The organism is Hydrogenispora ethanolica (genome assembly GCF_004340685.1).
Taxonomy (GTDB): domain Bacteria; phylum Bacillota; class UBA4882; order UBA8346; family UBA8346; genus Hydrogenispora; species Hydrogenispora ethanolica.
The window spans coordinates 1-25446 of the sequence record NZ_SLUN01000053.1; the positions used below are offsets into that span (position 1 = coordinate 1).

The following is a 25446-nucleotide window of genomic DNA, read 5'->3' on the forward strand; positions in this document are numbered from 1 at the left end:
TTTTGTGAAGAACGGATCTTTGATAAATTGCTCAGAGCTTGCGTTTCTCATGTCCCGATTACCTATGCGGATCTAACTTTATAATCATCAGCTTGCTCATTCACAAAACCAGCTCACTCATCCACAAAAAGAGCTCGCTGAACGACTGAGCAAGCTCTCTTATCCACAAAACGAGCTCGCTGAGCGACTGAATGAGCTCTTTCAGTCACCCAAAGCGATCCGTGATCCATAAAACGTTCTCTTTCAGCTCCTCAACCTGCGGACAGGTTTTTTCATAACGCTTTTATCATTTCTATATTTAACCACCGGAGTAACATACTGGCTATCTGAAGGCGGAACTTTGTAAAAAGCCTGTAACACAAGGCGATTTTATGGTTTGGGAGTTGTGATTCGGAATAAAAGGTAGTATCGTAATAAGAGATTATCTATCGCATTCTATCTGGATAAGGAGTCTTATGAGCAAAAACGTTATCTTCGTTCAAGTCGTAACGCTTTTTTTGATTATGGGAGTCGGGTTTATCGCAAGGAAACGGCGGATCATCACGCCTGTTTTAAATAAAGGCCTAACTGAACTGCTGATTCATATTACGACTCCTTTTATGGTGATTGCGGCGTTTCAATTCAGTTTTTCCCATGAGAAACTGGTCACCGCCGGGTTTGTTTTTCTGATCTCACTCACCATTCATACGGGATCATTTTTGATTTCTAAATTCATCTATTGGCGATTCCCTTTAGAGCGGCGGAAAGTCCTTAGCCTGGCTACCATTTTCACGAATTGCGGATTTATGGGATATCCGGTGGTGGGGAGTCTCTATGGCAGCCTTGGAATATTTTATACCTCCATCTATATTGTCGTCTTTCACCTGTTCATCTGGACGATCGGCGTCGGGACGTTTACAGGAAAGACCGATCTGCAGACCACCAAGAAAGCGCTGCTGAATCCGGGAATCATTGCGGTTTTCATCGGGATGTTCCTGTTTCTTTTCTCCATTCGTTTGCCGGAGCCGGTCACGGGGGCCATCCAATTGATCGGCTCCATGACAACGCCGCTGTCGATGCTGATTATCGGTTCGATGCTCGCCGATATCAAACCGGCCGATCTCTTCCGTGGTTTTGATTTGTATTATGGCGCATTCATACGCTTGTTGCTGCTGCCCCTGTTGACGGGAGGGATTTTGATGGCATTGAAGTTTAACGCCATCATCACGGGCGTCTGTGTTTTGGCGGTGGCAATGCCCGCGGCATCGCTGTTGGTGCCGTTGGCCGAGCAAAATGGCGGCGATGCCGCATTCGCCTCCCGCCTGGTCTTCCTGACGACGCTGTTATCGGTGGCGACGATACCCTTGATTATTTGGATAGTCTAACGAGTAGTACCGCATATCGCTGAAGAAGGGGCGAAATGTTGAAACATTCCCCGTAAGTTAACCTGTTGTGCTATTTAAAACGAAAAAAGGTATAAGAAATCCAGCAAAAAAGTCCGACTTATCAAATGGCTAAAAGAGATAAGGAGAGACAAGAATGCTGGATTCCAAGCAATATTGTATCAAGGAAATCGAAAATATCAAAGACCTATTTACAGTGATTTATACGGTCATTGATGATATCTACCAACAAATCGTCCCCATCGACATCAAGCATCGACGAAATAGCGGCAGTTTAAAAATGAGTGACAGTGAAATCATCACCATTCGACTCGTCGGAGAATTATTTACCATCGATTCAGAAAAAGCCTGGTTTGAATTCTGTAAGAAAAATCAGCGCGACTTATTTCCAGATTTCTGTGACCGGACGCGGTTTAATCGAACTTGTCGAAACCTTCATCGGGTCATTGAGATCATTCGCAAAGAAATCGCAAAAATTACTGGATACGTCTATCAATCATACCGAATTATCGACAGTCTGCCACTACCGGTCTGTAAGTTTGGGCGAGCCCATTTTCACAAGACTTTTCGAGGCTATGAAGCAACTTACGGGAAATGTCCTTCCAAAAAGGAAACCTATTTGGGTTATAAGCTACATTTATTGGGGTCCTTCGATGGGTTTATTACGGACTTTACCATTACTCCCGCCAATGTTGACGACCGGGCCGCAACCTGGGATTTGGTGGAGCCCTATCAAAAAATCACGATTCTCGGTGATAAGGGATATATCAGTAGCGATTTAGGTTCTGAATTGAAAGCCGAAAAAGCGATCAATCTTTTGCCGCTGCCAAAGAACCATAGTAAAATACAATGGCCCAAAGCTATCCGTCAACTGATTTTCAAGCTTCGGCGAAGAATTGAGACTTCTGGTTCTCAACTTACCAATCAACTGAACATTGAAAGAGTTTTAGCCAAATCGTATTGGGGTTTTATTTCCCGTATTCAAACCAAAATCTTAGCTCATTGTCTTTGCTATTTCATCAATATGCTTATCGGACATAGTATGCACTCAAAGATCAAACATCTTGTCTTTGGTTAACTTTATCTAGCACAACAGGTTAAGTTAGCCAGGACGGGCCACAAGTAAAAAGATCCGGGTCCGGCAGGGAACGCGGCCCCGAATCGCGAAACAATCTTCATCTTTTAAAAATTGGGTGAACCATGGCTGATTTTATCCATCTGCATGTTCATACGCAATATTCGTTGCTGGACGGCGCCGCCGAGATTGGCCAGTTATTGGCCAGGGTGCAGGCGTTGGGAATGACATCGGTTGCCATCACCGATCATGGAGTGATGTACGGTTGCCTCAAATTCTATCAACAAGCCCGTAAAATAGGGCTCAAGCCTATTTTAGGCTGTGAAGTGTATGTCGCTCCGCGCAGCCTTCATGACAAAGCACCCAAAATTGATGACAATCCGTTTCATTTGGTGCTGTTGGCTGAGACGGACCAGGGCTATCGAAACCTTTTAAAATTGGTCTCCGTGGCGAATGTTAACGGATTTTATTACAAGCCCCGGATCGACCTTGACCTGCTCCGGCGCCACGCCGAAGGGCTTATCGGGCTGTCGGCATGCCTGTCGGGGGCGGTGGCGCGTCAGATTCTTAAAAACCAATTGGACGAGGCGAAACAGACTGTCCAATTATACCAGGAGATTTTCGGTAAAGAACATTTTTTTTTAGAACTCCAATACCAGCAGTTGGCGGAGCAGCGAAATGTCAATCGGACGCTGGCTCGTTTGGGAGCGGAATGCGGGGCGCCGCTCGTCGCCACCAATGACGTCCATTATCTCACCCGCGAGGACGCTGCTGTTCATGATGTGCTGTTGTGCATCCAGACGGGGAAAACGGTTGATGACCCCAACCGGATGAAGTTTTCCACCAGCGAATTTTATCTGAAGAGTCCATCAGAAATGGCCGATCTATTTCTTGACTACCCCGAAGCGCTCGCCAACACCGTGCGGATTGCCGAACGGTGCAATGTGCAACTGGATTTAGGCAAACTGCATATGCCGCAGTATCAAATTCCGGATCAATCGGACCCCGCCGATTATCTGGAACGGCTCTGCCGGGAAGGGATCACCACGAGGGGTATCGCCTGGGATGCGCTCCGGGAAGAACGGCTCGCTTATGAGCTTGGGGTGATCAACCAGATGGGATTCCCCGGCTATTTTTTGATTGTACGCGATTTTGTACAATTTGCGAAAAAGAATGGCATCATGGTCGGCCCGGGGCGGGGATCGGCCGCCGGCAGTTTGGTTGCCTACCTGTTGGGGATCACCAATTTGGACCCCATGGAATATAACTTGCTCTTCGAACGTTTTTTAAACCCCGAGCGAATCTCCATGCCCGATATCGATATTGATTTTTGTTTCGAACGCCGGGGCGAAGTCATCAATTATGTGCGAAAGCGTTTCGGCGAGGAGCGGGTGGCCCAGATCATTACTTTCGGGACGATGGCGGCTCGGGCCGCAGTGCGTGATGTCGGACGGGCGCTGGGATTACCCTATGGCGAAGTGGACAGGGTCGCGAAGCTCATCCCGCACGAATTGGGAATTTCCATTGCCGAGGCCCGGAATGCCTCTCCCGAATTGAAGGAATTGGAGGCAAACAATCCGAAAATTGCCCGGTTGTTAGCGATCGCGGAGCGAATTGAGGGTTTTCCCCGTCACGCCTCGACCCATGCCGCCGGAGTGGTGATTGCCGGCGAACCCCTTACCGACCATCTGCCGCTCACCCGTTCGAATGAAGGGGAGATTACCACCCAATTCCCGATGGAGGATATCGAAGCAATCGGCCTTCTGAAGATGGATTTTTTGGGGCTGCGGACCTTGACCGTCCTGCGGGACGCCATCGCCTGGCTCGCTTCCAACCGGGGTCAGATCATTGATCTCGACCGGATCCCGCTGAACGATCCAGCCACGTACCGGGCGCTGTCCGACGGACATACCTTGGGAATGTTTCAGCTGGAGAGCGCCGGCATCCGGCGGCTGCTGATGCGTTTAAAACCGGAGCGGATCGCCGATTTAACCGCGTTGATGGCATTATACCGGCCGGGCCCGCTCGGCAGCGGGATGGTCGATGATTTTATCAAGGTCCGTCATGGACAGCAACGCGCCAATTATTTGCATCCATCGCTGGAGCCGATCCTGGCAGAAACGGGAGGAGTCATTCTCTATCAGGAGCAGGTGATGCAGATCGCCAGCGCTTTAGGCGGATTCACCTTGGGCCAAGCGGATCTGATCCGCCGGGCAATGGGGAAGAAAAAGCCGGAAGTCCTGGCGGCCATGGGTGAGCAGTTTGTGGCTGGAGCGATGGCGCAAGGAATCTCTCACGAAGTCGCTGTGCAGATCTTTGATCTGATGGAGTATTTTTCCGGTTACGGGTTTAATAAATCTCATTCCGCCGCCTACGCCTTGGTGGTCTATCAAACCGCCTATTTTAAAACCAATTACCCGCAGGAATACATGGCGGCCCTGTTGACCAGCGTGATTGGGAACCCCGATAAAGTTGGGTTGTATATCGAGGAATGCCGCCGGATGAAGCTACCCATTCTAGGACCGGATGTGAACGTGAGTCACCATTCTTTCCATCCGGAAGGAGCCGGGATTCGTTTCGGATTGCTCGGCATCAAAAATATCGGCGGCGGTGCGATCGATAAGATTATCGCCGAACGACGGAACGGTCCCTTTCTGTCATTATATGATTTTTGCCAGCGCGTCAGCGGCCAGTTGGTCAACAAACGGGTCATTGAGAGTCTGATACTGGCCGGAGCCTTGGAAGGCACCGGAGCAAACCGCCGGCAGATGATGGCCGGCCTCGATCGAATTCTGGAAAACACCGTGAAGCAAACGAACAAAGCGCAACTTTCGCTAATGGACTCTTTCAATGAAGACGGTTTTCAATATGATCCGGGCCTCCCGGTACTGCCGGAATTTTCGCGGCGGGAGATTTTGCAATTCGAGAAGGAGTATTTAGGGGTCTATCTATCCGGCCATCCATTGGATGAGTGGCGGGAGAAGTTTCAACAAAATGGGATCGGCGCCATTGGTGAGCTCGAAGAGGAGCCCGATGGGAAGGAAGCATTACTGGGCGGGGTGGTCACCAGTTGGCGGGCCATTGCCACCAAGTCGGGCTCAACCATGGCTGGCATCCGGTTAGAGGATTGGACCGGTGTCGTGGAAGTGATCGTATTTCCTAAGTTATATCTAGAGGTTAAGGATGGCTACCAGCCGGATCGCGTCGCACTGGTGAAAGGACGCCTGGAAAAGCAGGACGAAGGGTACAAAATTCTTGCTTCTCAACTGCGCTGGTTATCATCCCAACAAGAGTAAACCGTAGACAACGAACGATTGAGGAGGTTTTTTATTATGGAACTACGAGAAGCAGCATTGCATCTACATCGTGTGAATCGGGGCAAAATAGCCGTTGCTCCCAAGGTTCCGATTCGGGATGCGGCGGATCTCAGCTTAGCCTATTCGCCGGGAGTGGCCGAACCTTGCAAGGAGATAGCGCGCGATCCCGATTTGGTTTACGATTATACGAATCGCGGCAATATGGTGGCAGTAGTCTCCGATGGCACCGCCGTCTTGGGGTTGGGCGACATCGGTCCGCTCGCCGGGTTGCCGGTGATGGAGGGCAAGGCGGTCCTTTTCAAGCAATTCGCGGACATTGATGCAGTCCCCATCTGTTTGGCGACGAAAGAAATCCGGCAATTAGTCGAGACGGTTCGCTTGCTTGAGCCGACGTTCGGCGGGATCAATCTGGAGGATATCTCCGGACCGCGCTGTTTCGAGGTGGAGGAACAGCTGAAAGCGGCGATGAACATCCCTGTTTTCCACGATGATCAGCATGGCACGGCGGTTGTATGCTGCGCCGGGTTGCTCAACGCCTTAAAAGTGGCGGGAAAAGAACCGTCCGAGGTTCGAGTTGTGGTGAATGGAGCTGGAGCGGCGGGGATTGCCATCACCAAAATGTTGTTGCAAATCGGAATCACTCCGACTCGCTTGCGCCTCTGCGATAAGGCCGGAATTCTCAGCCCCGACGACCCCGGCATCAACCACTATCAAGCCGAGTTGGCCCGCTTAACCAATCCCACGGGCCAAAAAGGAGATTTGAGCGCGGCCTTGACCGGAGCCGATGTCTTTATCGGAGTTTCGGCCCCCAATATCGTTACCCCAACAATGGTGCAGAGCATGAATGAGCGGGCCATCATTTTTGGAATGGCCAATCCGATTCCCGAGATTATGCCGGAGTTGGCCCATGCGGTCGGAGCCTTGATCGTCGGCACGGGCCGTTCCGATCTACCCAATCAGATTAACAATCTGATCGGGTTTCCCGGGATTTTCCGCGGCGCCTTGGATGTGCGAGCCAGCACGATTAACGAGCCGATGAAAGTGGCGGCGGTCCGGGCCATTGCCGCACTCGTTCCCGAGCGGGAGCTTGACCCGACCCATATTATTCCCAACCCCTTCGATCGTCGAGTGGTTCCTGCGGTTGCCTTCGCCGTGGCCGAGGCAGCCATGGCAACCGGCGTGGCGAGAACGCCTCAAACCCGCGAAGCCTTGGAAACCGCCTGGCGGCAGCGGGGAATTCTTTAGGCCTTCAGGCTGTTTCGGCCGTTCAGATCACGACATATATCGCTTCCAACCGGCATATCTTGGTAGAGGGTGAGAGCGGAATGACAATCTTTCCAAAAATGCTGGTTCTATTATTCATGAACGTATTGGCTTTATCGTATTTGGTGTACCGCTTGACGCGGATCGGAAATTCAGTCGCAAAAGCATTTCAGATCGCCTGGAATTTCATTGTAGCCAGGAGCTCTCATGCTGAATATTCTATTGACGCCGAGATCGGCTGGGTTTCATTGCTTTCCAAAACCTGGTGGCTCATGCTCCTTTTCTATTTCGTGTTTTGGCTCGTTTTTCAGGAATGGTATTTTGGAGCTGCGCTGATATTGCTAATTGTATTCCACTGCGGTTGGTATTGGGTGGGCCACCGGAACGAACATGGCTTTGACCGGGTCTTTCATTTGAACTCCGGCTGGGGAATCATTTACAAGACGGTTGCCGCTGATTCGGAATTGAAGGCTAAATCTCTGGCAGAATTGGATTTACGCAAGAAAAACCTATTGGTTCTGGCGATCGAACGCAATCGGCAATTATCGGCCTTTCCCAAGGGGACTGAGATCTTAAATGACGGGGATCGGATGATTATCTTCGGGGACTTAAACACTTCAGAAGCTATTTTAAATTAATGCCTTGACACTGTCGGAGCGATAAGACTATAATAAATGGAAGAGATAACGGGATACAGAAATTTCCGGGGGTAATAATGGAGCAAGAGATACTTACGGAAGACATCGGCGGAGAATATGTCGGAGTCAGAGCGTTGGAAGACGGAGTCACGATTATCGGTTTGACCCGTGGCAAGGATACCCGGTTTCATCATACCGAAAAGCTCGATCGTGGCGAAGTTATGATCTTTCAATTCACTGAACATACTTCGGCCATGAAGATTCGCGGCAAAGCCGAGATCTTTACGAAGCTTGGCACGATCAAATGCGGCAAAGAATTTTTAGATTGACGAGTCAAAGTTTTTAGTTTAGATTTTTTTTAGTTTTGGTTTTAGTTGTTTTTGAGTAGAGATTAGTAGAGTTGGAATGGATGAGTATAGCGGAGACGAGCTGAGAGATCTTGGTTTTGGGAGACCAGATTCTTAGGAGTCTGGTCTTTTTATTTTTCCGAAGGAGGAGTCGAGTTGAGTCGAGAAGCATTTTTAGACAGCTTGCCATTGGTCGGTTTTCATGGCAAAAATAGCTCTTTTTGCATTGGCGATGTGGAGATCGGCGGCGGGACGCCGGTAATTATCGCCGGACCTTGTGCAGTGGAGACAGCCGAGCAGATTTTACGAGTCGCGGAGCATATCAAAAACTCCGGCGCACATGGTCTCCGGGGCGGAGTTTTTAAACCGCGCAGTTCCCCTTATAGTTTTCAAGGTTTGGGAGAGCCTGGCCTGCAGTTATTGGCGGAAGCCCGCGAGAAAACCGGGCTTTTTACCGTGGTGGAAGTAACCGCCATCGATCAGATCGGCCTGGTGGCCGAGTATGCCGATGTTTTGCAAGTTGGCGCCCGCAACATGCAGAACTTCGAGTTATTAAAGGCAGTCGGCCGTTCCGAAAAACCAGTGTTGTTGAAACGGGGTTTATCAGCCACCATTCAGGAATTGCTCCAGGCGGCGGAATACATTTTAGTAGAAGGCAATCCCCGGGTGATCCTCTGCGAACGCGGGATCCGGACGTTCGAGACGATTACCCGCAACACATTGGATATTAATGCGATCCCGCTACTGAAACAATTGACGCATCTGCCGGTTTTCGCCGATCCCAGCCATGGGACCGGTCGCAGCGATCTGGTGATTCCGGTTGCTAAAGCCGCAATCGCTGCCGGAGCTGACGGCTTGATCGTAGAAGTTCATCCCGCTCCCGACACTGCCTTATCCGATGGGAACCAATCCTTAAACCTCAATCAATTTGAACGGTTGATGGAGGAGCTCAATCCATCAATCCACCGGAGTCCGGCTCCTATCCAGCTGGATTCGGGCATGACCTTGACTCAATTTCAACAGCTGGCGGACGACGGTTATCGGTTTATTCCGGTTTACGCCGAATTACTCACCGACTCGGAGACACCAGTTACGGCTTTCGCCAAATTGACTGCCGGCGCTCCGGTGGGCCGCTTTTTACTGGAAAGCGTGGAACGCGGCGAACAACTGGGCCGGTTTTCTTTCATCGGCTGGGATCCGTTGCTACAGCTCACTGCCAACGGCAGACGGAGCGAAATCCTCGATTCCGCTAATTCGCACCAGGCCATGGACTCCGATCCATTGCAAGAGCTATCCGCCGCGCTTTCCGAGCTTAAGGTGGCGCCTTTGGACGTCCCTTACCCGTTCTATGGGGGAGCGGTGGGCTATATTGGTTATGACTATGTCCGGCTGTTGGAACCGATCCCCGAGCATCACGAAGCAATCGCCGAAGTTCCGGACCTTCGCTGGATGGTTCCACGCTGCATGGCCTGTTTTGATCACGTGCTCCACAAAATTGTCCTGATCGAGCTAGTCGAACCGGCGGCGCACTCGACGATCGAAGCTGCGTATCAAAAGGGAATGGCGGACCTCAGCCGCTTCGGCGAACGTTTGAAAAACCAGCTTGAACTGCCTCCATTAGTCAACCGGCATCCTCAAGCTTCAGAGCCGGAACGGAACTTTCTGTTAAGCAAGGCCGAGTATGAAGCGCGGGTGGAAAAAATCAAGGAATACATCCGGGCCGGTGATGCCTTTCAGGTAGTGTTATCCCAGCGGATCGAGCAAGAGTGCCATGGCGATCCATTCATGTTCTACCGGGTGCTCCGGACGATCAATCCATCGCCTTACTTATTCTATTTGGATTTCGGAGAGTTTCAACTGGCCGGCTCGTCACCCGAAGTCATGGTCCAGTCGACCGGAGCCCAGGTTCTTTTGAAGCCGATCGCCGGTACCCGGCCGCGAGGCGCAACCGCTGCTCAGGATGAACAACTCAAAAAGGAGTTGCTGAATGACCGGAAAGAGCGAGCTGAACATGTGATGCTGGTGGACCTGGGCCGGAACGATCTGGGCCGGGTTTGCCGATTCGGCTCAGTGGCCGTCACTGATTTAATGAGTGTCGAGAACTATTCGCACGTCATGCACATTGTCTCGACCATTCGGGGCGAATTGCTGCCGGATATGACCGCTACCGATTTGCTACGGGCAGTCTTCCCCGCGGGCACGCTCTCCGGGGCGCCGAAGATTCGCGCCATGCAGATCATCGAAGAATTGGAACCGGTGCGCCGCGGATTTTATGGCGGAGCCGTCGGCTACTTGGGTTTCAACGGGAATCTGGATACCTGTATTACGATCCGGACCGTGCTTTTTAAAGATAAGAAAGCCGTTCTTCAGGTGGGCGCCGGGATTGTGGCGGATTCGGTACCAGAGCGGGAGTATGAAGAGACAATGAATAAAGCCGGCGCCGTTCTGGCGGCCCTGGCCCGGCTAGGAGGATGAAAAATGCTGGCCATCATCGATAATTACGATTCATTCACCTACAATCTGGTGCAATACTTTGGTGAAATGGGCGTGGCGATTCGAGTGTTCCGGAATGACCGGATTACCTTGAATGAATTGGCTGCGATTCAGCCGGAACGGCTGGTCATTTCGCCCGGTCCGTGCACCCCCAAGGAGAGCGGGATTTCCATGGCCGCCATCAGGCATTTTTCGGGGAAGATACCGATCCTCGGCGTCTGCCTGGGGCATCAATGCATTGGAGAGGTTTTTGGCGGCAAAGTCATCCGAGCCCCTGAACCGGTGCACGGCAAAGAAAGTCTGATTCATCATAACGGGCAGGAGCTGTTCGAGGGCATGCCACAACCATTCGCCGCGGTGCGCTACCATTCCTTGGTCGTGGAGCGCTCCTCGTTCCCGGCCGTGCTGGAGATCACCGCCAGCGAGCCGGGCGGTTTGGTGATGGCGTTACGCCACCGGAGCCATCCCACCTATGGGTTGCAATTTCATCCGGAATCAGTTTTTACCGAATCGGGCAAGCAACTGTTGGTCAATTTTCTGAAGGTTCCGGTGCCCGCCATTTCGGCGTAGTGAACGAAATACCTCAAAAATCAGTCAAGAGGAGCTGAGTCGAGTGTTGAAAGAGAGTTTGGCCAAGATTATTCGCGGAGAGGACCTGAGCGAGGAAGAGATGATCCGCGCGACTGCCGCCATCATGGAAGGCGAGGCCTCCCCGGCCCAGATCGGGGGATTTCTGACCGGGTTGCGGCTCAAGGGAGAGACGGTGGATGAGATCACCGGCGCCGCCAGGGTGATGCGGCAAAAGGCTTTGAAAGTCCATTACCAGGCGCCGGTGGTGATCGATACTTGCGGGACCGGTGGTGACAGCGCCAATACTTTTAATATCTCCACCACGGTGGCATTTATCGTCGCCGCAGCCGGCATCCCCGTCGCCAAACACGGCAATCGGGCGGTTTCCAGCCGCTGCGGCAGCGCCGATCTATTGGAAGCATTGGGCGTGAAGGTGGATTTGACTCCGGAACGGGTGGAGCATTGTCTGCAGGAGGTTGGGATGGGTTTTTTATTTGCGCCCGTCTTCCATCTGGCGATGAAACATGCAATCGGTCCCCGCCGGGAACTGGGGTTCCGCACCATCTTTAATCTGTTGGGCCCGCTGACCAATCCGGCCGGCGCCAATTGCCAACTGATCGGAGTCTATCAAGCGGAATTGACCGAACCAATGGCCGAAGTATTGCGGCGGTTGGGGGTCGCCCGGGCGATGGTAGTCCATGGCGCGGGGGGGCTCGATGAATTATCGTTGGCTGGCGTGAATCACGCCAGTCTGTTGCAAGACGGTCAGATTACCAGCTTCGCCTTTCGAGCCGGGGAGCTGGGGCTGGAAGAAGCGCCCAATGAAACCTTGCACGGAGACGATCCGCGCGCCAATGCCCGGATCACCGAAGCCATTCTGAGGGGAGAAGAGAACGGGCCGCGCTTGGCGGTGGTTCTGTTAAACGCCGGCGCCGCTCTATGGGTGGCCGGAGCCGCCGCTGATCTTCCCGGTGGGATAACGCTGTCCCGGAAGCTGCTCGAGGAGGGTTCCCCCTATGCCAAACTGGAACAACTCAGGAAGATAGCGGTTTAAAGGAGAAACCCATGTATCTGGAACGGATCGTAAACCATAAGCGAAAAGAAGTCCTGGCTCGCCAAGAAGAAGTGCCACTATCGGAATTAATCGCTCTGATATCGGATTTACCGGAGACGGATGCGGCGCGGGATTTCAAGTCTGCGCTCAAGCGGCAAGAGATGGCGTTGATTGCCGAACTGAAGAAAGCCTCGCCGTCCAAAGGACTTTTACGTGCCGATTTCGATCCGGGGCAACTGGCGGCGGCTTACGAACAAGCCGGCGCTGCCGCGCTATCGGTTTTAACGGATGAGACATTCTTTCAAGGATCCTTACAAAACCTGCGGATCGCTAAAAAGGAAACCCGTCATGTTCCGTTGCTGCGGAAAGATTTTGTCGTCGACCCTTATCAATTGTACGAGGCCAAACTCTATGGCGCCGACGCGGTGCTGCTGATCGTGGCGGTTCTGGGCGAAGAGGCGTTGTCCCGGTTCATTACCGCCGCTCAGGACCTGGGCTTGACTCCCTTGGTGGAAGTGCACGGTCTTCGGGAGGTCGAGGCGGCGTTGCAAGCCGGGGCCGAGGTCATCGGGATCAACAATCGCGACCTGAGCACCTTTCAGGTGAATCTGGAGACTACGTTGGAGCTAGTCCGGAAGATTCCGGCGGATGTCATCACTGTTTCGGAGAGCGGGATCCGTACCCGGGATGACTTGAGCCGGTTGGAAGAGGCCGGAGTCGCAGCGGTGTTGGTGGGCGAAACCCTGGTAACGGCCGCCGATCCCGGCCTGAAACTGCGGCAGCTATTGGGGGTGGCCTAATTGCTGCCGGTGAAAATTTGCGGAATTACCCGCCTCGAGGACGCGCTCGCCTGTACCCGTCACGGTGCGGCCGCGCTGGGGTTCGTATTTGCGCCATCGTCCCGGCAAGTCTCCGTCCCCCAGGCGGCGGCCATCACCCGGCAGCTTCCGCCGTTCGTGATCCGGGTCGGGGTTTTCGTCAATGAAGATCCGGACCGAATCCGGGAGATCATGCGTGATTGCCGGCTCGATCTCGCGCAGCTACACGGGGAAGAGACGGTGGCGGACGCCGCAAGACTGGACGGCCGGGCCATTAAAGCCTTTAAGGCCGGGAGGGATCAACCCGCTCCCCCGTGGCGGGAGGCCAATATCCGGGCGGTATTGGTGGACGCCTACCGGCCGGGCGTGGAGGGAGGAACAGGGTGCACTTTCGATTGGAAGCTTTTCGAAGCGTTCCGCGGCCTGGGGCACCCGCTGATCCTGGCCGGCGGACTGGATGCCGGGAATATTGCGTCCGCGGCGCGACAGGCGCGGCCGGACGCGGTCGATTTATCCAGCGGCGTGGAGGCCAGGCCCGGCATCAAGGATCCGCTGAAGATTCGCCAATTGTTGGAGCAGACCCGGTCTTTATGACCCACGATATATGCCATTACTTTATACGAAACAAGCAAGGAGTTGAGGATCATGACCGAAAATCGCCCGGGCTATTACGGCCGGTTCGGCGGCAGATATGTGCCGGAGACCTTGATGGCGGCATTGGATGAGTTGGATGCCGCTTACCGGCGCTACGCCACAGATCCCGAATTCACGGCGGAGTTGGATGACTTGTTTCATCATTACTCCGGCCGGCCGACGCCCTTATATTTCGCGGAGCGGTTCAGCCGGGAGTTAGGCAAGGGACGGATTTATCTCAAAAGAGAAGATCTGAATCATACCGGCGCCCATAAGATCAACAATGCCCTCGGCCAGATTTTGCTGGCGAAGCGCATGGGCAAAAAGCGGATTATCGCCGAGACCGGCGCCGGCCAACATGGGGTAGCCGCCGCCACGGTCGCGGCAAAGTTCGGATTGAGCTGCACGGTCTATATGGGTGAAGTCGATATTGCCCGCCAGTCATTGAATGTTTTCCGGATGCGCCTGTTGGGGGCGGAAGTGGTTCCGGTCCGTTCGGGCAGCCGCACCTTGAAGGATGCGACCAATGAAGCGATGCGGGACTGGGTGGCCACGGTGGACGACAGTTATTATCTGATCGGTTCGGTGGTCGGCCCTCATCCCTATCCGATGATGGTCCGGAACTTCCAGGCCGTCATCGGCCGCGAAACCCGGGCGCAACTGATGCAGGCCGCCGACAAACTCCCCGATTATGTGGTCGCTTGCGTCGGCGGCGGCAGCAATTCGATGGGGATCTTTCACGAATTCGTCGCCGAACCCGCGGTGCAACTGGTGGGCGTGGAGGCCGCCGGCGAAGGCTTGGAGACGGAGCATCACGCCGCGACCCTGAGCAAGGGAGAGCCGGGCGTCTTGCACGGCGCATTGAGCTACCTGTTGTCCGACTCCGACGGCCAAGTGCTGGAGGCTTATTCCATCTCGGCCGGGCTGGACTATCCGGGAGTCGGCCCGGAACACAGCTTTCTTAAGGACAGCGGCCGGGTGAACTATCAGGCGGTGACCGATGGGGAAGCGCTCGCCGCCTTCGATTATCTGACTAAAACCGAGGGAATCATTCCGGCCCTGGAAAGCTCGCATGCCGTGGCCATGGGGATGAAGCTGGCGCCGACGTTAACGGAGGGCCAGATCATGGTGATTAATCTTTCGGGACGGGGCGACAAGGATATTCATACCGTCGCCCAAAGCATGGGGGTGGTTTTATGAATCAGGTAGCGGCCCGGTATGAATCATTACGGCGCGACCGGCGGAAGGCGCTGATTCCCTATCTGATGGGCGGCGATCCCGGTCTACGGGAGACGGCCGATTTGTTGACGGTCTTGAGCGAAGCGGGGGCGGATCTGATCGAGGTCGGCGTGCCGTTCTCCGATCCGGTGGCCGATGGCCCGATCATTCAGGCTGCCGGCCAGCGGGCCTTGAATAACGGCTGTACCGTCGCCAAGCTGCTGGCAACCCTGAAAGAAGTGCTTCCGGGCCTGGGAACGCCGGTGATCCTGATGGCCTATTACAATACCCTTTACCACCGGGGCATCGAGCGTTTCATGGCGGAAGCCCGGGAGAGCGGAGTCGCGGGACTCATCATCCCCGATCTGCCGCCCGAGGAAGCGGGAGATCTGCGCCATTATGCGTCGGAATATGAGATCGGCCTCAACTTCTTGGTGGCTCCCACCAGCCCCGCGGAACGCATCCGCCAGGCGGCCGAGGCTTCCACGGGCTTTCTCTACGCGGTATCCCTCAAGGGAGTTACCGGGGTCCGCAACCAATTGCCGGCGGGGATCCCGGATTTCATCGCCCGGATCAAGACGCAGACTTCGAAACCGGTGGGTGTCGGCTTCGGCATCTCCACTCTGGAGCAAGCCCGTTCCATCGGCCAGCTGGCCGATGGGGTGATTGTGGGCAGCGCGATCGTTCAGGCCATCGCCGAGGATTCCAGTTTTCAAAAGGTGACCGCGGCGGTGCGAAACCTCAAAGAAGGTTTGGCGGGATAACCGAAGCAATTTCTCGCAAAAACCTTGTTTTTATAATTTTATTGCAAAAGCTGAATATCAATCATTCAAATTGCATTTGCAACCCGTCAAATTGAACTGGCGGGCCGGCAAATGCAATTTTCATGTCTGCAATTTCAATTTGTCACCTGACAATTTCGATTTGGAGGATCGATTTTGGGATTTTAATGGTTGCAAATTCATTTTAGAAGCATTCCAAGACAATTTGTCAGTCCCCGAATTCAATTTGCGGGTCGGCGATTCCATTTTGCAAGGTTTCATGATTCATTGATCATGCCGGAAGAGCCATTCAGCAGCTGTAAAATCCTAAGAATTTGTACCAGTTGTCAATGGGAGCCCTGAAAATTCCGCCAAACTGCAGATAATCGGCGACAGCGCCCTTTTTTGATTGAAGAATCATATTTGCTCCAAGAATTGGCATACTATGAAAAAAAGGGTTGTCTGTGAAAAGGGGGATCGCAATGTCTGAAAATAGCGAGTTGGAAACAAAAGCGAGACTGTTTGATAAGGACCGTTATTGGAGCGGCGTTTTTACCGGGGTGTTTATCGGCTGCTTTATCATTACCGCTTTGCTGGTGTTCGCAGTACGAATCCGCGGCCTGACGGTGGCGCTCGATCCGGAGAAACTGGCCGGCGCCGCGCAGGTCAGAGTGGCCGCCGAAGCCAAAAGAAGTTTGCCTCAGGTTCTGGAAGGAATCAAACAGGAATTGCCCGCGCAGATCAATGCCAATCTGAGCGGCCTGGACGAATTGAATATCAGCATCGGCAAGACCCAAGTCAAACTGCCGGAAGAGGCCGTCTCCGCCATCAAAACCGAATTTAACCGGATTATCGAGGAGGCGGTCATCAATACGTTGAATCATTACGATACCCGCCCCTACGAAGCGAAGCTGGGGAAGAACACCTATGAGATGTTCGATACCATGCTCCGGCAAGAGGTGATTGGCAAAACGTATGTGCTGAGAGCGGCTCAATGGTTTTCACTGCCTATCAAAATTGTGGGGAGCTCAAAAGCCCCGTCTATATGAGCTAAAAATGCGTTTATTGCGACCGGCGTTCGACCGGTTCCGCCGGTTTATGCCGTTGGCGCACCGCTTTATCCGCTTTTTGAATTCGGCGGGTTGTTTCCGGGAAAACGGAATGCAGTCGCCGAATTCAGTTCTTTACGAAGCTTTGGAATATGGAATATATCCGAAGCTCTTCTGTCCTATCCAGTGGTTCCAGCGATTGTAGGGACCCGCCCGGGATGATGCAACCCGCCGGTGGACAAAATGCGGTTTGCCCAGAACTTTCTGCCGTGCTACCCTTGACTATCAGTTTTGATTGTGTTAACGTTTTTTCAAGATGAACCCAACTGGAGGTCAATTTGATACAGGTCATTCCGATTATGGCCGAACCAGGACCTTTATACCTGCCCGTATTGGCGCGCGGCCTCTCCGATTTGGCGGCTTTACGTTTCAATTCGGTGGAGATCGAAGCCCAAGTCAATATTTATCTGGAGCAAAAAGAGCCGCAAACACTATTGGAGCTGCCATTGCTCCCCGAGCCTGTCTGGAATGGGGAGGAGTTATGGCTGGCCGGAGTCTTAAAGGCGGAAGAAGAGCTTTCATTAGCTCTGGTTCTTTTTGATCCACGGTGCGAACAAGCGCTTTATCATATTTCTTTTCAAGTCCCCGAGTCGCAATTCCTTTCCGAATGGGAGAAACAGATGGCCGGATTGTTAACTCTGCTGAAAGGGGAGCCCCTGAAGGAAAGCCAGCGGATGTACACCGAATCGCTCGAAGCCTTTTTGGCGTTTCGCAAGGGATTGGAGAGTCTTTCCCAAGCCAAGGATGAGCGAACGCGCAATGAGGGCCTGGAGAGTCTTTTGAATGCCGTGGCCTATGATCCGGAATTTATCGAGGCTGCGGACATTCTTGTGCTTTTTCTGGTCCAAAACGGGATTGCTCACAATTTTGAGCATTCCGTTGAGGTCCTGGAGCGGTTGCGCCAGATCGTCAATTCCCACCCGCGTATCCCCCTGGTCCTAGCCGAAGTATACTTGCAATGGGGAAAAACGGAAAAAGCAACTCAAGTCCTGGAAGAGCTTACCGATTCTTTTCCGGATTTCAGTGACGGTTGGATCCGCCGGGCTTTGCTGTATCACAGCGAGCAAAGGCTGGATGAGGCGTTGGTGGCATTGCAAAATGTGCTGACGGTCGAACCCGAAAATTTGACCGCCCATGATCTGATGGGCGCTGTTTATGCCGGCAAAGGCCAGCCGGAGCAGGCTGAAGCCGTCTGGGAGAAAGCCCTGACCCTCGATCCGTCGCGGGTGAACATCCTCACTAACCTGGCGTTGCTGGCCGAAGAGAAAGAAAATTCGGCGCAGGCGGAGAGTTTTTATAAACAGGCATTGCAGACCGGAGTCGAGTGGTGGGGGACATTCCATTATTATGGGACATTCTGCCTGCGGCAGAAGCGGTTTGAAGAAGCTGTGTCCTTACTGGAGCAGGCGGTAAAATTAAACCCGACTAACACCCTATCCTATCAGAATCTGGCCTTTGCGCAGCTGCAATTGGAACGGTACAAGGAAGCTCAGGAATCTTTGTTGCGCTTGTTGCAATTGGCGTCCGACAATTATACTCGCCGTCAGACCTTGCAACTCTTGAATCAACTGAACGATGAGGGAATTAAGATTGAGATTCAGATCAGAAAACTGGAGCGGGATTGGGAGAACGGGAAACGGTGGCCGGTGGCCGGAGGATTGTTGAAGCTGTTTTACCGAGCCCGGCAACACTGGTTTTATTGGTACTTGACGGGCCGGATCGTCACCGAGGTCGGACTACCGGGTTTGGCCATGGCCTGTTATCACCAGGGGCTCCGTTACGACCCGGGTTTTCCGCTCTTTAAAAAACTCGGTTTGTATTATTGGCAGAAGGAATCCCTCCGAAAGGCGCTGCCTTTTTTACGCCAGGCGTATCAGCTCCATCAAAGCGACGTGGAGATCTCCAAAGCGTATCTGCAAACTTTGATGAAACTGGGTGAGGTTGAGGAGTTGCAAGCGAACTTCCAAAGCTTGGCGGCTACTCCACTCAATCAGACGACGCTGTGAGGGGTGGTCCCGGCCCCGCGTTTGCGGTTTTCGGAAAATCGGACAACAACCGTTCGGCCTTTAATAAACTTACGGGATTGGGAGGATGCACCATGAATTGGCTCTGGATCGTGTTGGGTATTTTGATTGCCTTGATCGTGCTGAAAATTTTCTTGAAAACCTTGAAGGTTTTCGTAATCTTCGCGTTACTCGCTGTGCTGGCAATCGCCTACTGGCTGATGCAACATGGCGGAACTTTGATGAAAGGTTAATCCACTGGGTTGACCGGGAGGTGTTCATGAGCCGGTCCCGCAATGAAACTCCGGGAGAAACCGTACAAGCCGTCAATAGAGCGCTCGCATTGTTGGAGATTCTTTCGACGGAAGGGGATTCGATCGCCCTTTCAAAGTTGGCGAAAGAGGCCAATCTCAAATTGACCACGGCCCACCGCTTGATCAATACGTTGATGTATAAGGGCTTTGTCCAGCAAGATCCGGTAACGTTGAAGTATCGGCTAGGATTGAAGGCGTTCGAGATCGGCATCGCCGCGATGAGTGCGATGGATCTGACGGCGGTGGCGCGGCCGTTTTTGAAAGAGTTGGCGGCCCAGACCACCGAAACCACCAACTTAGCCATTTTGGACGGGCATGAAGTCGTCTACGTGGATCAGATTGAATCGACCAACATGGTCATTGTGAAGATGTTCGCGCGGATCGGCAACCGGGGGCCCGCCTATTGCACGGGCACGGGCAAGGTGTTGTTGGCCGATCTTAGCGAAGAAGAACTACGCCGGCGTTTTGCCGCTGTCGATTTTATCCGCTTCACTCCCCAGACGATTATTTCCATTGATGAACTGAGCGCCACTTTGAAAAAGATCCGTCGCGACGGATACGCCCTGGACTTTTCGGAACGCGACGAAGGGGTCACCTGTGTGGCCGCTCCCATCAAGAATTATGAGAACCGGGTGCTCGCGGCGATCAGTGTCTCCGGTCCGCTGCATCGGATGGGTGATGAGAGGATTCGCAGCGAAATTCTTCCTTGCGTACTGGACGCGGCTCGGAATATCTCGGAGCGCTTGGGTTATCACTACCCTGTCTCCGGATCCCCGGCCGCGCATGGTTGAACTTCCACTGCGCAAAAAGCGCCGTCCGGGACGAAGAATATTATATTACTTGTCAAGTTATCATAAATGTGGTAAACTAAATAAGAAAGTTTTGGAAGAGTGGGAGAAACCCCACTCTTTCGTTTGTTAACCGGAAAGGAGACTTCATTTGCCTAAAGAACGGATCGATGCGATTGTGGAAGGTCTGGGCGCTCCTTTGGCGGAACGGTTGGGGTATGAATTGGTTGAGGTTGAATACCATAAAGAAGGACCTGACTGGGTGCTACGATGCACTATCGATAAGGATCAGGGAATTACCACCGATGATTGCCAACGTTTCAGCGAGGAGCTTGGGCAGGTTCTTGATCAGGAGGATCCGATACCTGGAAGTTATTTGCTGGAAGTTTCTTCTCCCGGTCTGGAGCGGCCGTTAAAACGGGATCGCGATTTTCAACGCTTCACGGGTCATAAAATCGAACTGAAACTGCTAAAACCCATCGAAAACCGGAAAGTTTTCACCGGGGAACTTTTGGGAATCGCGGCAAGAGACGACGTACAATTTGTCATCATCAAAATCAGCGATCAGCAAACCATGGAGATTCCGCGCGAGAGCATTGCCAAGGCTCATCTTGTCCCGGAACTCTTTGGAAATGAAGGGGGTAGAAAGAAGCGATGAATCACGAGTTTTTGGATGCTCTGGAACAGATCGAAAAAGAGAAGGGAATCAGCAAGGAAATTTTGTTGGATGCCATTGAGACTGCTTTAGCGTCGGCGTATAAGCGGGATCAAAAAGTCGCTCAGAGCATTGAGGTCCGGGTTGATCCGGAGACCGGGGCATTCCATGTTTATACCCACAAGACCGTCGTTGAAGAGGTCGAAGACGATAAGAACGAGATCGATCTGGCCGAAGCCCAGAAGATTAACCCCATCTACGAGCTTGGCGATTTGGTAGAGTTCGAAATTTTTCCGAAAGAGTTCGGCCGGATTGCCGCCCAAACCGCGAAACAAGTCGTGGTGCAACGGATTCGCGAGGCCGAACGGAGCATTATTTACGATGAATTTGTGAACCGGGTCGGCGACCTTATCACCGGAGTGGTGCAACGGTTTGAACAACGGAATCTCTTTGTCGATCTGGGCCGGATCGAGGGTATACTGCCCAGCAACGAACAAATGCCGACCGAACATTACGAACCGGGAACCCGCCTCAAAACCTTTGTGGTGGAGGTCAAAAAAACCACCAAAGGGCCACAGGTACTGCTTTCTCGCACCCGCCCCGGCTTGCTGAAACGCCTGTTTGAACTGGAGGTTCCGGAGATTCAGGACGGTATCGTGGAGATAAAGTCGGTCTCCCGTGAGCCGGGGTTCCGTTCGAAGATCGCGGTTTACAGCCGCGACCACCAGATCGATCCGGTCGGTGCTTGCGTGGGCAATCGCGGCATCCGGGTCCAAATGATTGTCCGTGAGCTGAAAGGCGAAAAAATCGATATCATTCCTTGGAGTTCCGATCCCATTGAGTTTATCATTAACGCTTTGAGCCCGGCCAAAGTGAGCGATGTGAAGATACTCCCTTCCAAAAAGACGGCGATTGTAATCGTCCCTGATTTCCAATTGTCGTTGGCCATCGGCAAAGAGGGTCAAAATGCTCGTTTAGCCGCAAAATTGACGGGCTGGAAGATCGACATCAAGAGCGAGACTCAAGCCGCCGAACAGTCGGAATTGATTGACAAGTTGGTCTGCGAAGAACTTGGCTTTAAGGAACCCGTAACGGAACAAGTTAGCGCTCAACCCCCGGCTGCAGTCGAACCGGAACCAGAGGAAAACGTCGCAGAAGTTGTCGGCCAGGAAGAAATGACGGAAGTCCAGCAGGATGAGGCATCCGCCCCCAATTTGGATGCGGAAGAAGCGGAGCTGGAGCCGGAGCCCGGATATGTTGAGGAACCGGTTTTTGTAAGCCCTGCAGACGAGGAAGAAGAGACTGTAGTCAAGAAGAAAGCCAAAAAGAGTAAGGCTGCTCCGAAACATCTAGCCAGGGTGGAATTGGACGATGAACCGATCTCCTTGGATGACGGGTACTTTTTCTCCGATGTTTTAGGAGATCGGCAATCCAAAAAAGAGGAAAAGGCGCTTCCGGAAGAGACGCCTGCGATACCTGTCAATTCCGAAAATGAAGGACCCGGATTTACCATCGGGCTATTACTGGGAGAGGAGTTAAAAAAGCCCGCGAAAGAAAAGGGTGCCAAAAAGGGGGATAAATAATGAAGGTAAAGAAAGTTCCCCAACGAACCTGTCTGGGCTGCAAGACGATTCGTCCCAAAAAGGAATTGATCCGGGTGGTTCGAACTCCCGAAGGAGAGGTTGTACTGGATCTGACCGGTAAAAAATCCGGGCGTGGCGCTTATACCTGCCCCAAATTGGAATGCCTGGAACTTACGTTTAAAGGTTCCTTGCTCGAACGGGCTTTGGAAACTGAGATAACTGCTGAAATCAAAGAGAATTTGCGTTCTGAGATTGTGAAGTTGCTTCGATGACTAAAGTTGAAACATTGTTAGGCTTCGCAGCCAAAGCCGGCCGTTTGATTACCGGTACCGCCGCCGTGGAAACTGCGATTCGGAAGAATCGGGTGAAGATCGTAATCTGTGCCGGCGATCTTTCAGCTAAGACATTGAAGAATTTTCAATATTTATGCGACCAGCGTTCGATTCCTTTCTATACGTTCGGAACGGTTTCGGAAATCGGTCGTTGGATAGGAATTCCCGGCCGTGGAATTATCGGGATTCATTCTCCTGATTTTGCAAAAAGTATCGGTTCTTTATTAAATGATGGAGGTGACGAGCCATAAATAAGGTACGAGTTCATGAATTAAGCAAAGAATTAGGAATATCCATAAAGGATTTAATGGCCTACCTAAATGGATTAGGGGCTAACGTCCGCAATCACATGAGCACGATTGAAGATAAATTCGTCGATGAGGCAAGGCAGGCATTTCCCGCGGCTCAAAAACAGCCACGCATCGCCAATTCCAATCGGCCTTTGACGGCTGAAGAAGTCAAAAGGGAGCTTTTTCAGACTAAACCGTCCGCTAAGGAGCAGGGATCTCCGGTGAAACAACCAGCGGCTACTGTTGCTCCCAGACCAGCTCAAACAGCGATCAATGACCGTCCTAATCCGGTCAGAACGGGTATGCCCGGTATGGCGCAAGCGAAACCCGAGATCCCCAAAACAGCCAATAACGCACAGCCAGCTCAGAATCAGCAACGTCCGCAACCGCCGAGCCAGCCGGCCAAGAGCCAAGTAACGCAACCGAACGTGCCACATTCCAATGCGCCGCGCTCCAATAATACTCCGTATAATAATCAAGCGCGTCCGAGTGCGCCGCAGGCCCATTCCCAAGGTCAAACAGGGCGGGAGAACCAACGACCGGCGGAATCCGGAGCGAACAAGGCTGGAATGCGCGAGTCCGACCGCCGGCCCGAAAATAAACGCCCGATCCAACAGGATGCCGATCGCAGAGGAGAACGCGGACCCAATCAAAATATGCCCAGAACCGCGGCGGCAGTCAACAACAACCGGCAGGGCGCGCCTCGCGATCAGAGGTATCAAGGCCAGAATCAAGGCAGGCCCGCGCCAAACAATCAAAACCGGCCCGAAGCCAGAACACAGGATGGAAATCGAAATCAAACCCGGCCGGGCGGTAAACCCGGTTTGAGCAATCAACGGCAGAACCAGGGTGCTCCGCACTCTCAGAACCAACAAAACAATCGTCGGCCGGCGCAACAAGGAGGCCGTTTTGATAGGCGGAATGCATCCGGGCAACAACAATCGCGAGGCCCTGTAGGAGGACGTTTCGGCAAACCGACTAAGCCGGAAGGTCCAGCCACGACTGTTAAATCAGTTCAACTTCCGAGCCAGATGACGGTGAAGGACTTCTCGCAACTGATCGAAGTATCCGCCAGCGATGTCATCAAGAAGTTGATGGGCTTAGGCGTGATGGCGACGATCAACCAGGAAATCGACATGGATACCATGACCCTGATCGCGGTCGAGTATGGTATTTCGGCTACCGCCGCCCAAACGGAAGAAGAAAAGCTGCAAATCGAAGAGATTGAGGATGATCCGGCCACACTTGTTACCCGTCCGCCGGTGGTTACTATCATGGGGCATGTCGATCATGGGAAAACCTCATTGTTGGATGCGATCCGTCAGACGAATGTCACCGCGCAGGAAGCGGGCGGCATCACCCAGCACATTGGGGCATACCAAGTTGAGCTCAATGACCGGAAAATCACCTTTTTGGACACTCCCGGCCACGCAGCCTTTACTGCGATGCGGGCCAGAGGAGCTCAAGTAACGGATATTGCCATTTTGGTAGTGGCTGCTGATGATGGCGTCATGCCGCAGACAGTGGAAGCGATCAATCACGCCAAGGATGCCAATGTCTCCATTATTATCGCCATCAATAAGATGGATAAACCGGGGGCAAACCCCGATCGCATCAAGCAAGATCTGACCGAATACGGGCTAGTGGCCGAGGAGTGGGGCGGCGATACCATTTTTGTCCCGGTGTCCGCCAAAAAACGTACCGGGATCGAACAATTATTGGAGATGATTTTGCTCGTAGCCGATGTCAAAGATTATCGCGCCAACCCTAATCGGGCTGCCAAAGGGACCATTGTTGAAGCTCAACTGGATAAGGGTCGCGGACCTGTGGCTACAGTTCTGGTTCAAACCGGAACCCTTCAAGTCGGGGACTCGATTATTGCCGGCGCGGCCGCCGGAAAAGTTAGAGTACTCAATAATGACAAGGGAAAACGGGTCAAAAAAGCGGGACCGTCTACCCCGGTGGAAGTAATCGGTTTTACCGAAGTGCCGGAAGCTGGCGATATTGTCCAGGTTGTCTCCGAGGAGCGTCTGGCGCGGGAACTGGCGGATAAACGCATGCAATTTAAACGCGAGGCCGAGCTGAAAAAGAATCAGAAGATTACGCTCGACGATCTCTTCTCAAAAATTAAAGAAGGAGAGATTAAGGAGCTAAAAATCATTATTAAAGCCGATGTTCAAGGCTCAGTGGAAGCGATTCGCCAGTCTTTGGAACGGCTGTCCAATGACGAAGTCCGGGTCAAGGTGATTCACGGCGGTGTGGGAGCCATCGGTGAAGGTGACGTGATGTTCGCCTCGGCTTCCAATGCGATCATTGTCGGGTTCAACGTCCGTCCCGATCCGTCCGCAAAGCGGATTGCCGAAAAAGATGGCGTGGATATCCGGCTGTACCGGATCATTTATAATATTATTGAGGATGTTCAAAAAGCTTTGGAGGGCATGCTAGCCCCCGAGTATCAAGAAATTATCAACGGTCGGGCGGAAGTCCGGGCGGTTTATAAAGTTCCCAAAGTCGGTAATATTGCCGGAAGTTATGTTCTGGAAGGAAAAATTTCCCGGAACAGCGACATTCGTTTAATTCGCGATAACATCGTCATTCATGAAGGAAAAATTGAATCGTTAAAACGCTTTAAAGATGATGCCCGTGAAGTTCTGGAAGGATTTGAATGCGGTATTGGTATCGAAAAGTTCAATGATATCAAAGAAGGCGATATTATCGAGGCTTTTGCGATGGAAGAGATCAAACGTTCCGCAAAATCATAGGATCCTCTTGCCAATTGAAGTTTTTTTACCAATTAGGGAGG

Annotated in this window: 22 protein-coding genes; all 22 read left to right on the top strand. The window is 52.6% G+C overall.

The window, feature by feature from the left end; all coding sequences use genetic code 11:
- Positions 1 to 455: 455 nt before the first annotated feature.
- The 22 genes from EDC14_RS24765 to infB all read left to right on the top strand — a co-directional run bounded on the left by EDC14_RS24765 (position 456) and on the right by infB (position 25405).
- On the top strand, positions 456 to 1364 hold the full coding sequence (locus EDC14_RS24765; protein WP_132017534.1) for an AEC family transporter: 909 nt from the start codon (positions 456 to 458) through the stop codon (positions 1362 to 1364).
- A gap of 154 nt (positions 1365 to 1518) precedes the next feature.
- Complete coding sequence (locus EDC14_RS24770) at positions 1519 to 2460, top strand: IS982 family transposase (protein WP_132017536.1); 942 nt, start codon at positions 1519 to 1521, stop codon at positions 2458 to 2460.
- 122 nt (positions 2461 to 2582) lie between these two features.
- Positions 2583 to 5753, top strand: a complete 3171-nt coding sequence (locus tag EDC14_RS24775; RefSeq protein ID WP_132017538.1) for a DNA polymerase III subunit alpha — start codon at positions 2583 to 2585, stop codon at positions 5751 to 5753.
- Between the two features lie 36 nt (positions 5754 to 5789).
- Positions 5790 to 7019, top strand: coding sequence for an NAD(P)-dependent malic enzyme (locus EDC14_RS24780; protein WP_132017540.1), 1230 nt, complete (start codon positions 5790 to 5792; stop codon positions 7017 to 7019).
- 80 nt (positions 7020 to 7099) lie between these two features.
- Positions 7100 to 7675 (top strand): cation:proton antiporter regulatory subunit, encoded by a 576-nt coding sequence (locus EDC14_RS24785; RefSeq protein WP_132017542.1) that lies wholly within the window; start codon positions 7100 to 7102, stop codon positions 7673 to 7675.
- Between the two features lie 77 nt (positions 7676 to 7752).
- A complete protein-coding gene (gene mtrB, locus EDC14_RS24790; protein ID WP_132017544.1) occupies positions 7753 to 8004 on the top strand; it encodes a trp RNA-binding attenuation protein MtrB in 252 nt (83 codons plus the stop codon).
- Positions 8005 to 8178: 174 nt separating this feature from the next.
- On the top strand, positions 8179 to 10497 hold the full coding sequence (trpE, locus tag EDC14_RS27105; RefSeq protein WP_132017546.1) for an anthranilate synthase component I: 2319 nt from the start codon (positions 8179 to 8181) through the stop codon (positions 10495 to 10497).
- A gap of 3 nt (positions 10498 to 10500) precedes the next feature.
- Positions 10501 to 11085 (top strand): anthranilate synthase component II, encoded by a 585-nt coding sequence (locus EDC14_RS24800; protein WP_132017548.1) that lies wholly within the window; start codon positions 10501 to 10503, stop codon positions 11083 to 11085.
- Between the two features lie 43 nt (positions 11086 to 11128).
- Positions 11129 to 12139: an anthranilate phosphoribosyltransferase gene (trpD, locus tag EDC14_RS24805; RefSeq protein ID WP_132017550.1), complete on the top strand. Its 1011-nt coding sequence runs from the start codon at positions 11129 to 11131 to the stop codon at positions 12137 to 12139.
- Between the two features lie 11 nt (positions 12140 to 12150).
- Positions 12151 to 12939, top strand: a complete 789-nt coding sequence (gene trpC / locus EDC14_RS24810; RefSeq protein WP_132017552.1) for an indole-3-glycerol phosphate synthase TrpC — start codon at positions 12151 to 12153, stop codon at positions 12937 to 12939.
- 9 nt (positions 12940 to 12948) lie between these two features.
- Positions 12949 to 13551 carry a phosphoribosylanthranilate isomerase gene (locus tag EDC14_RS24815; RefSeq protein WP_341540191.1) on the top strand — a complete coding sequence of 201 codons (603 nt, stop codon included), beginning with the start codon at positions 12949 to 12951 and terminating at the stop codon, positions 13549 to 13551.
- Positions 13552 to 13602: 51 nt separating this feature from the next.
- On the top strand, positions 13603 to 14790 hold the full coding sequence (gene trpB, locus EDC14_RS24820; protein ID WP_132017554.1) for a tryptophan synthase subunit beta: 1188 nt from the start codon (positions 13603 to 13605) through the stop codon (positions 14788 to 14790).
- Positions 14787 to 15572: a tryptophan synthase subunit alpha gene (gene trpA / locus EDC14_RS24825; protein ID WP_132017556.1), complete on the top strand. Its 786-nt coding sequence runs from the start codon at positions 14787 to 14789 to the stop codon at positions 15570 to 15572. Before trpB ends, trpA begins: the two co-directional genes overlap by 4 nt.
- A 479-nt stretch (positions 15573 to 16051) precedes the next feature.
- On the top strand, positions 16052 to 16618 hold the full coding sequence (locus EDC14_RS24830) for a hypothetical protein (protein WP_132017558.1): 567 nt from the start codon (positions 16052 to 16054) through the stop codon (positions 16616 to 16618).
- A 338-nt stretch (positions 16619 to 16956) separates the two neighbouring features.
- Positions 16957 to 18684, top strand: a complete 1728-nt coding sequence (locus tag EDC14_RS24835) for a tetratricopeptide repeat protein (protein ID WP_132017560.1) — start codon at positions 16957 to 16959, stop codon at positions 18682 to 18684.
- 92 nt (positions 18685 to 18776) lie between these two features.
- Positions 18777 to 18935: a hypothetical protein gene (locus EDC14_RS26985; RefSeq protein ID WP_165908305.1), complete on the top strand. Its 159-nt coding sequence runs from the start codon at positions 18777 to 18779 to the stop codon at positions 18933 to 18935.
- Between the two features lie 26 nt (positions 18936 to 18961).
- Positions 18962 to 19786 (top strand): IclR family transcriptional regulator, encoded by an 825-nt coding sequence (locus EDC14_RS24840; protein WP_132017562.1) that lies wholly within the window; start codon positions 18962 to 18964, stop codon positions 19784 to 19786.
- Positions 19787 to 19934: 148 nt separating this feature from the next.
- Positions 19935 to 20441 (top strand): ribosome maturation factor RimP, encoded by a 507-nt coding sequence (locus EDC14_RS24845; protein ID WP_132017564.1) that lies wholly within the window; start codon positions 19935 to 19937, stop codon positions 20439 to 20441.
- Positions 20438 to 22021 (top strand): transcription termination factor NusA, encoded by a 1584-nt coding sequence (gene nusA / locus EDC14_RS24850; protein ID WP_132017566.1) that lies wholly within the window; start codon positions 20438 to 20440, stop codon positions 22019 to 22021. Before EDC14_RS24845 ends, nusA begins: the two co-directional genes overlap by 4 nt.
- On the top strand, positions 22021 to 22293 hold the full coding sequence (gene rnpM / locus EDC14_RS24855) for an RNase P modulator RnpM (protein ID WP_132017568.1): 273 nt from the start codon (positions 22021 to 22023) through the stop codon (positions 22291 to 22293). The genes nusA and rnpM overlap by 1 nt, the downstream gene beginning before the upstream one ends.
- On the top strand, positions 22290 to 22604 hold the full coding sequence (locus tag EDC14_RS24860; protein WP_132017570.1) for a L7Ae/L30e/S12e/Gadd45 family ribosomal protein: 315 nt from the start codon (positions 22290 to 22292) through the stop codon (positions 22602 to 22604). The genes rnpM and EDC14_RS24860 overlap by 4 nt, the downstream gene beginning before the upstream one ends.
- Complete coding sequence (infB, locus tag EDC14_RS24865) at positions 22601 to 25405, top strand: translation initiation factor IF-2 (RefSeq protein ID WP_132017572.1); 2805 nt, start codon at positions 22601 to 22603, stop codon at positions 25403 to 25405. The genes EDC14_RS24860 and infB overlap by 4 nt, the downstream gene beginning before the upstream one ends.
- Positions 25406 to 25446: the final 41 nt, after the last annotated feature.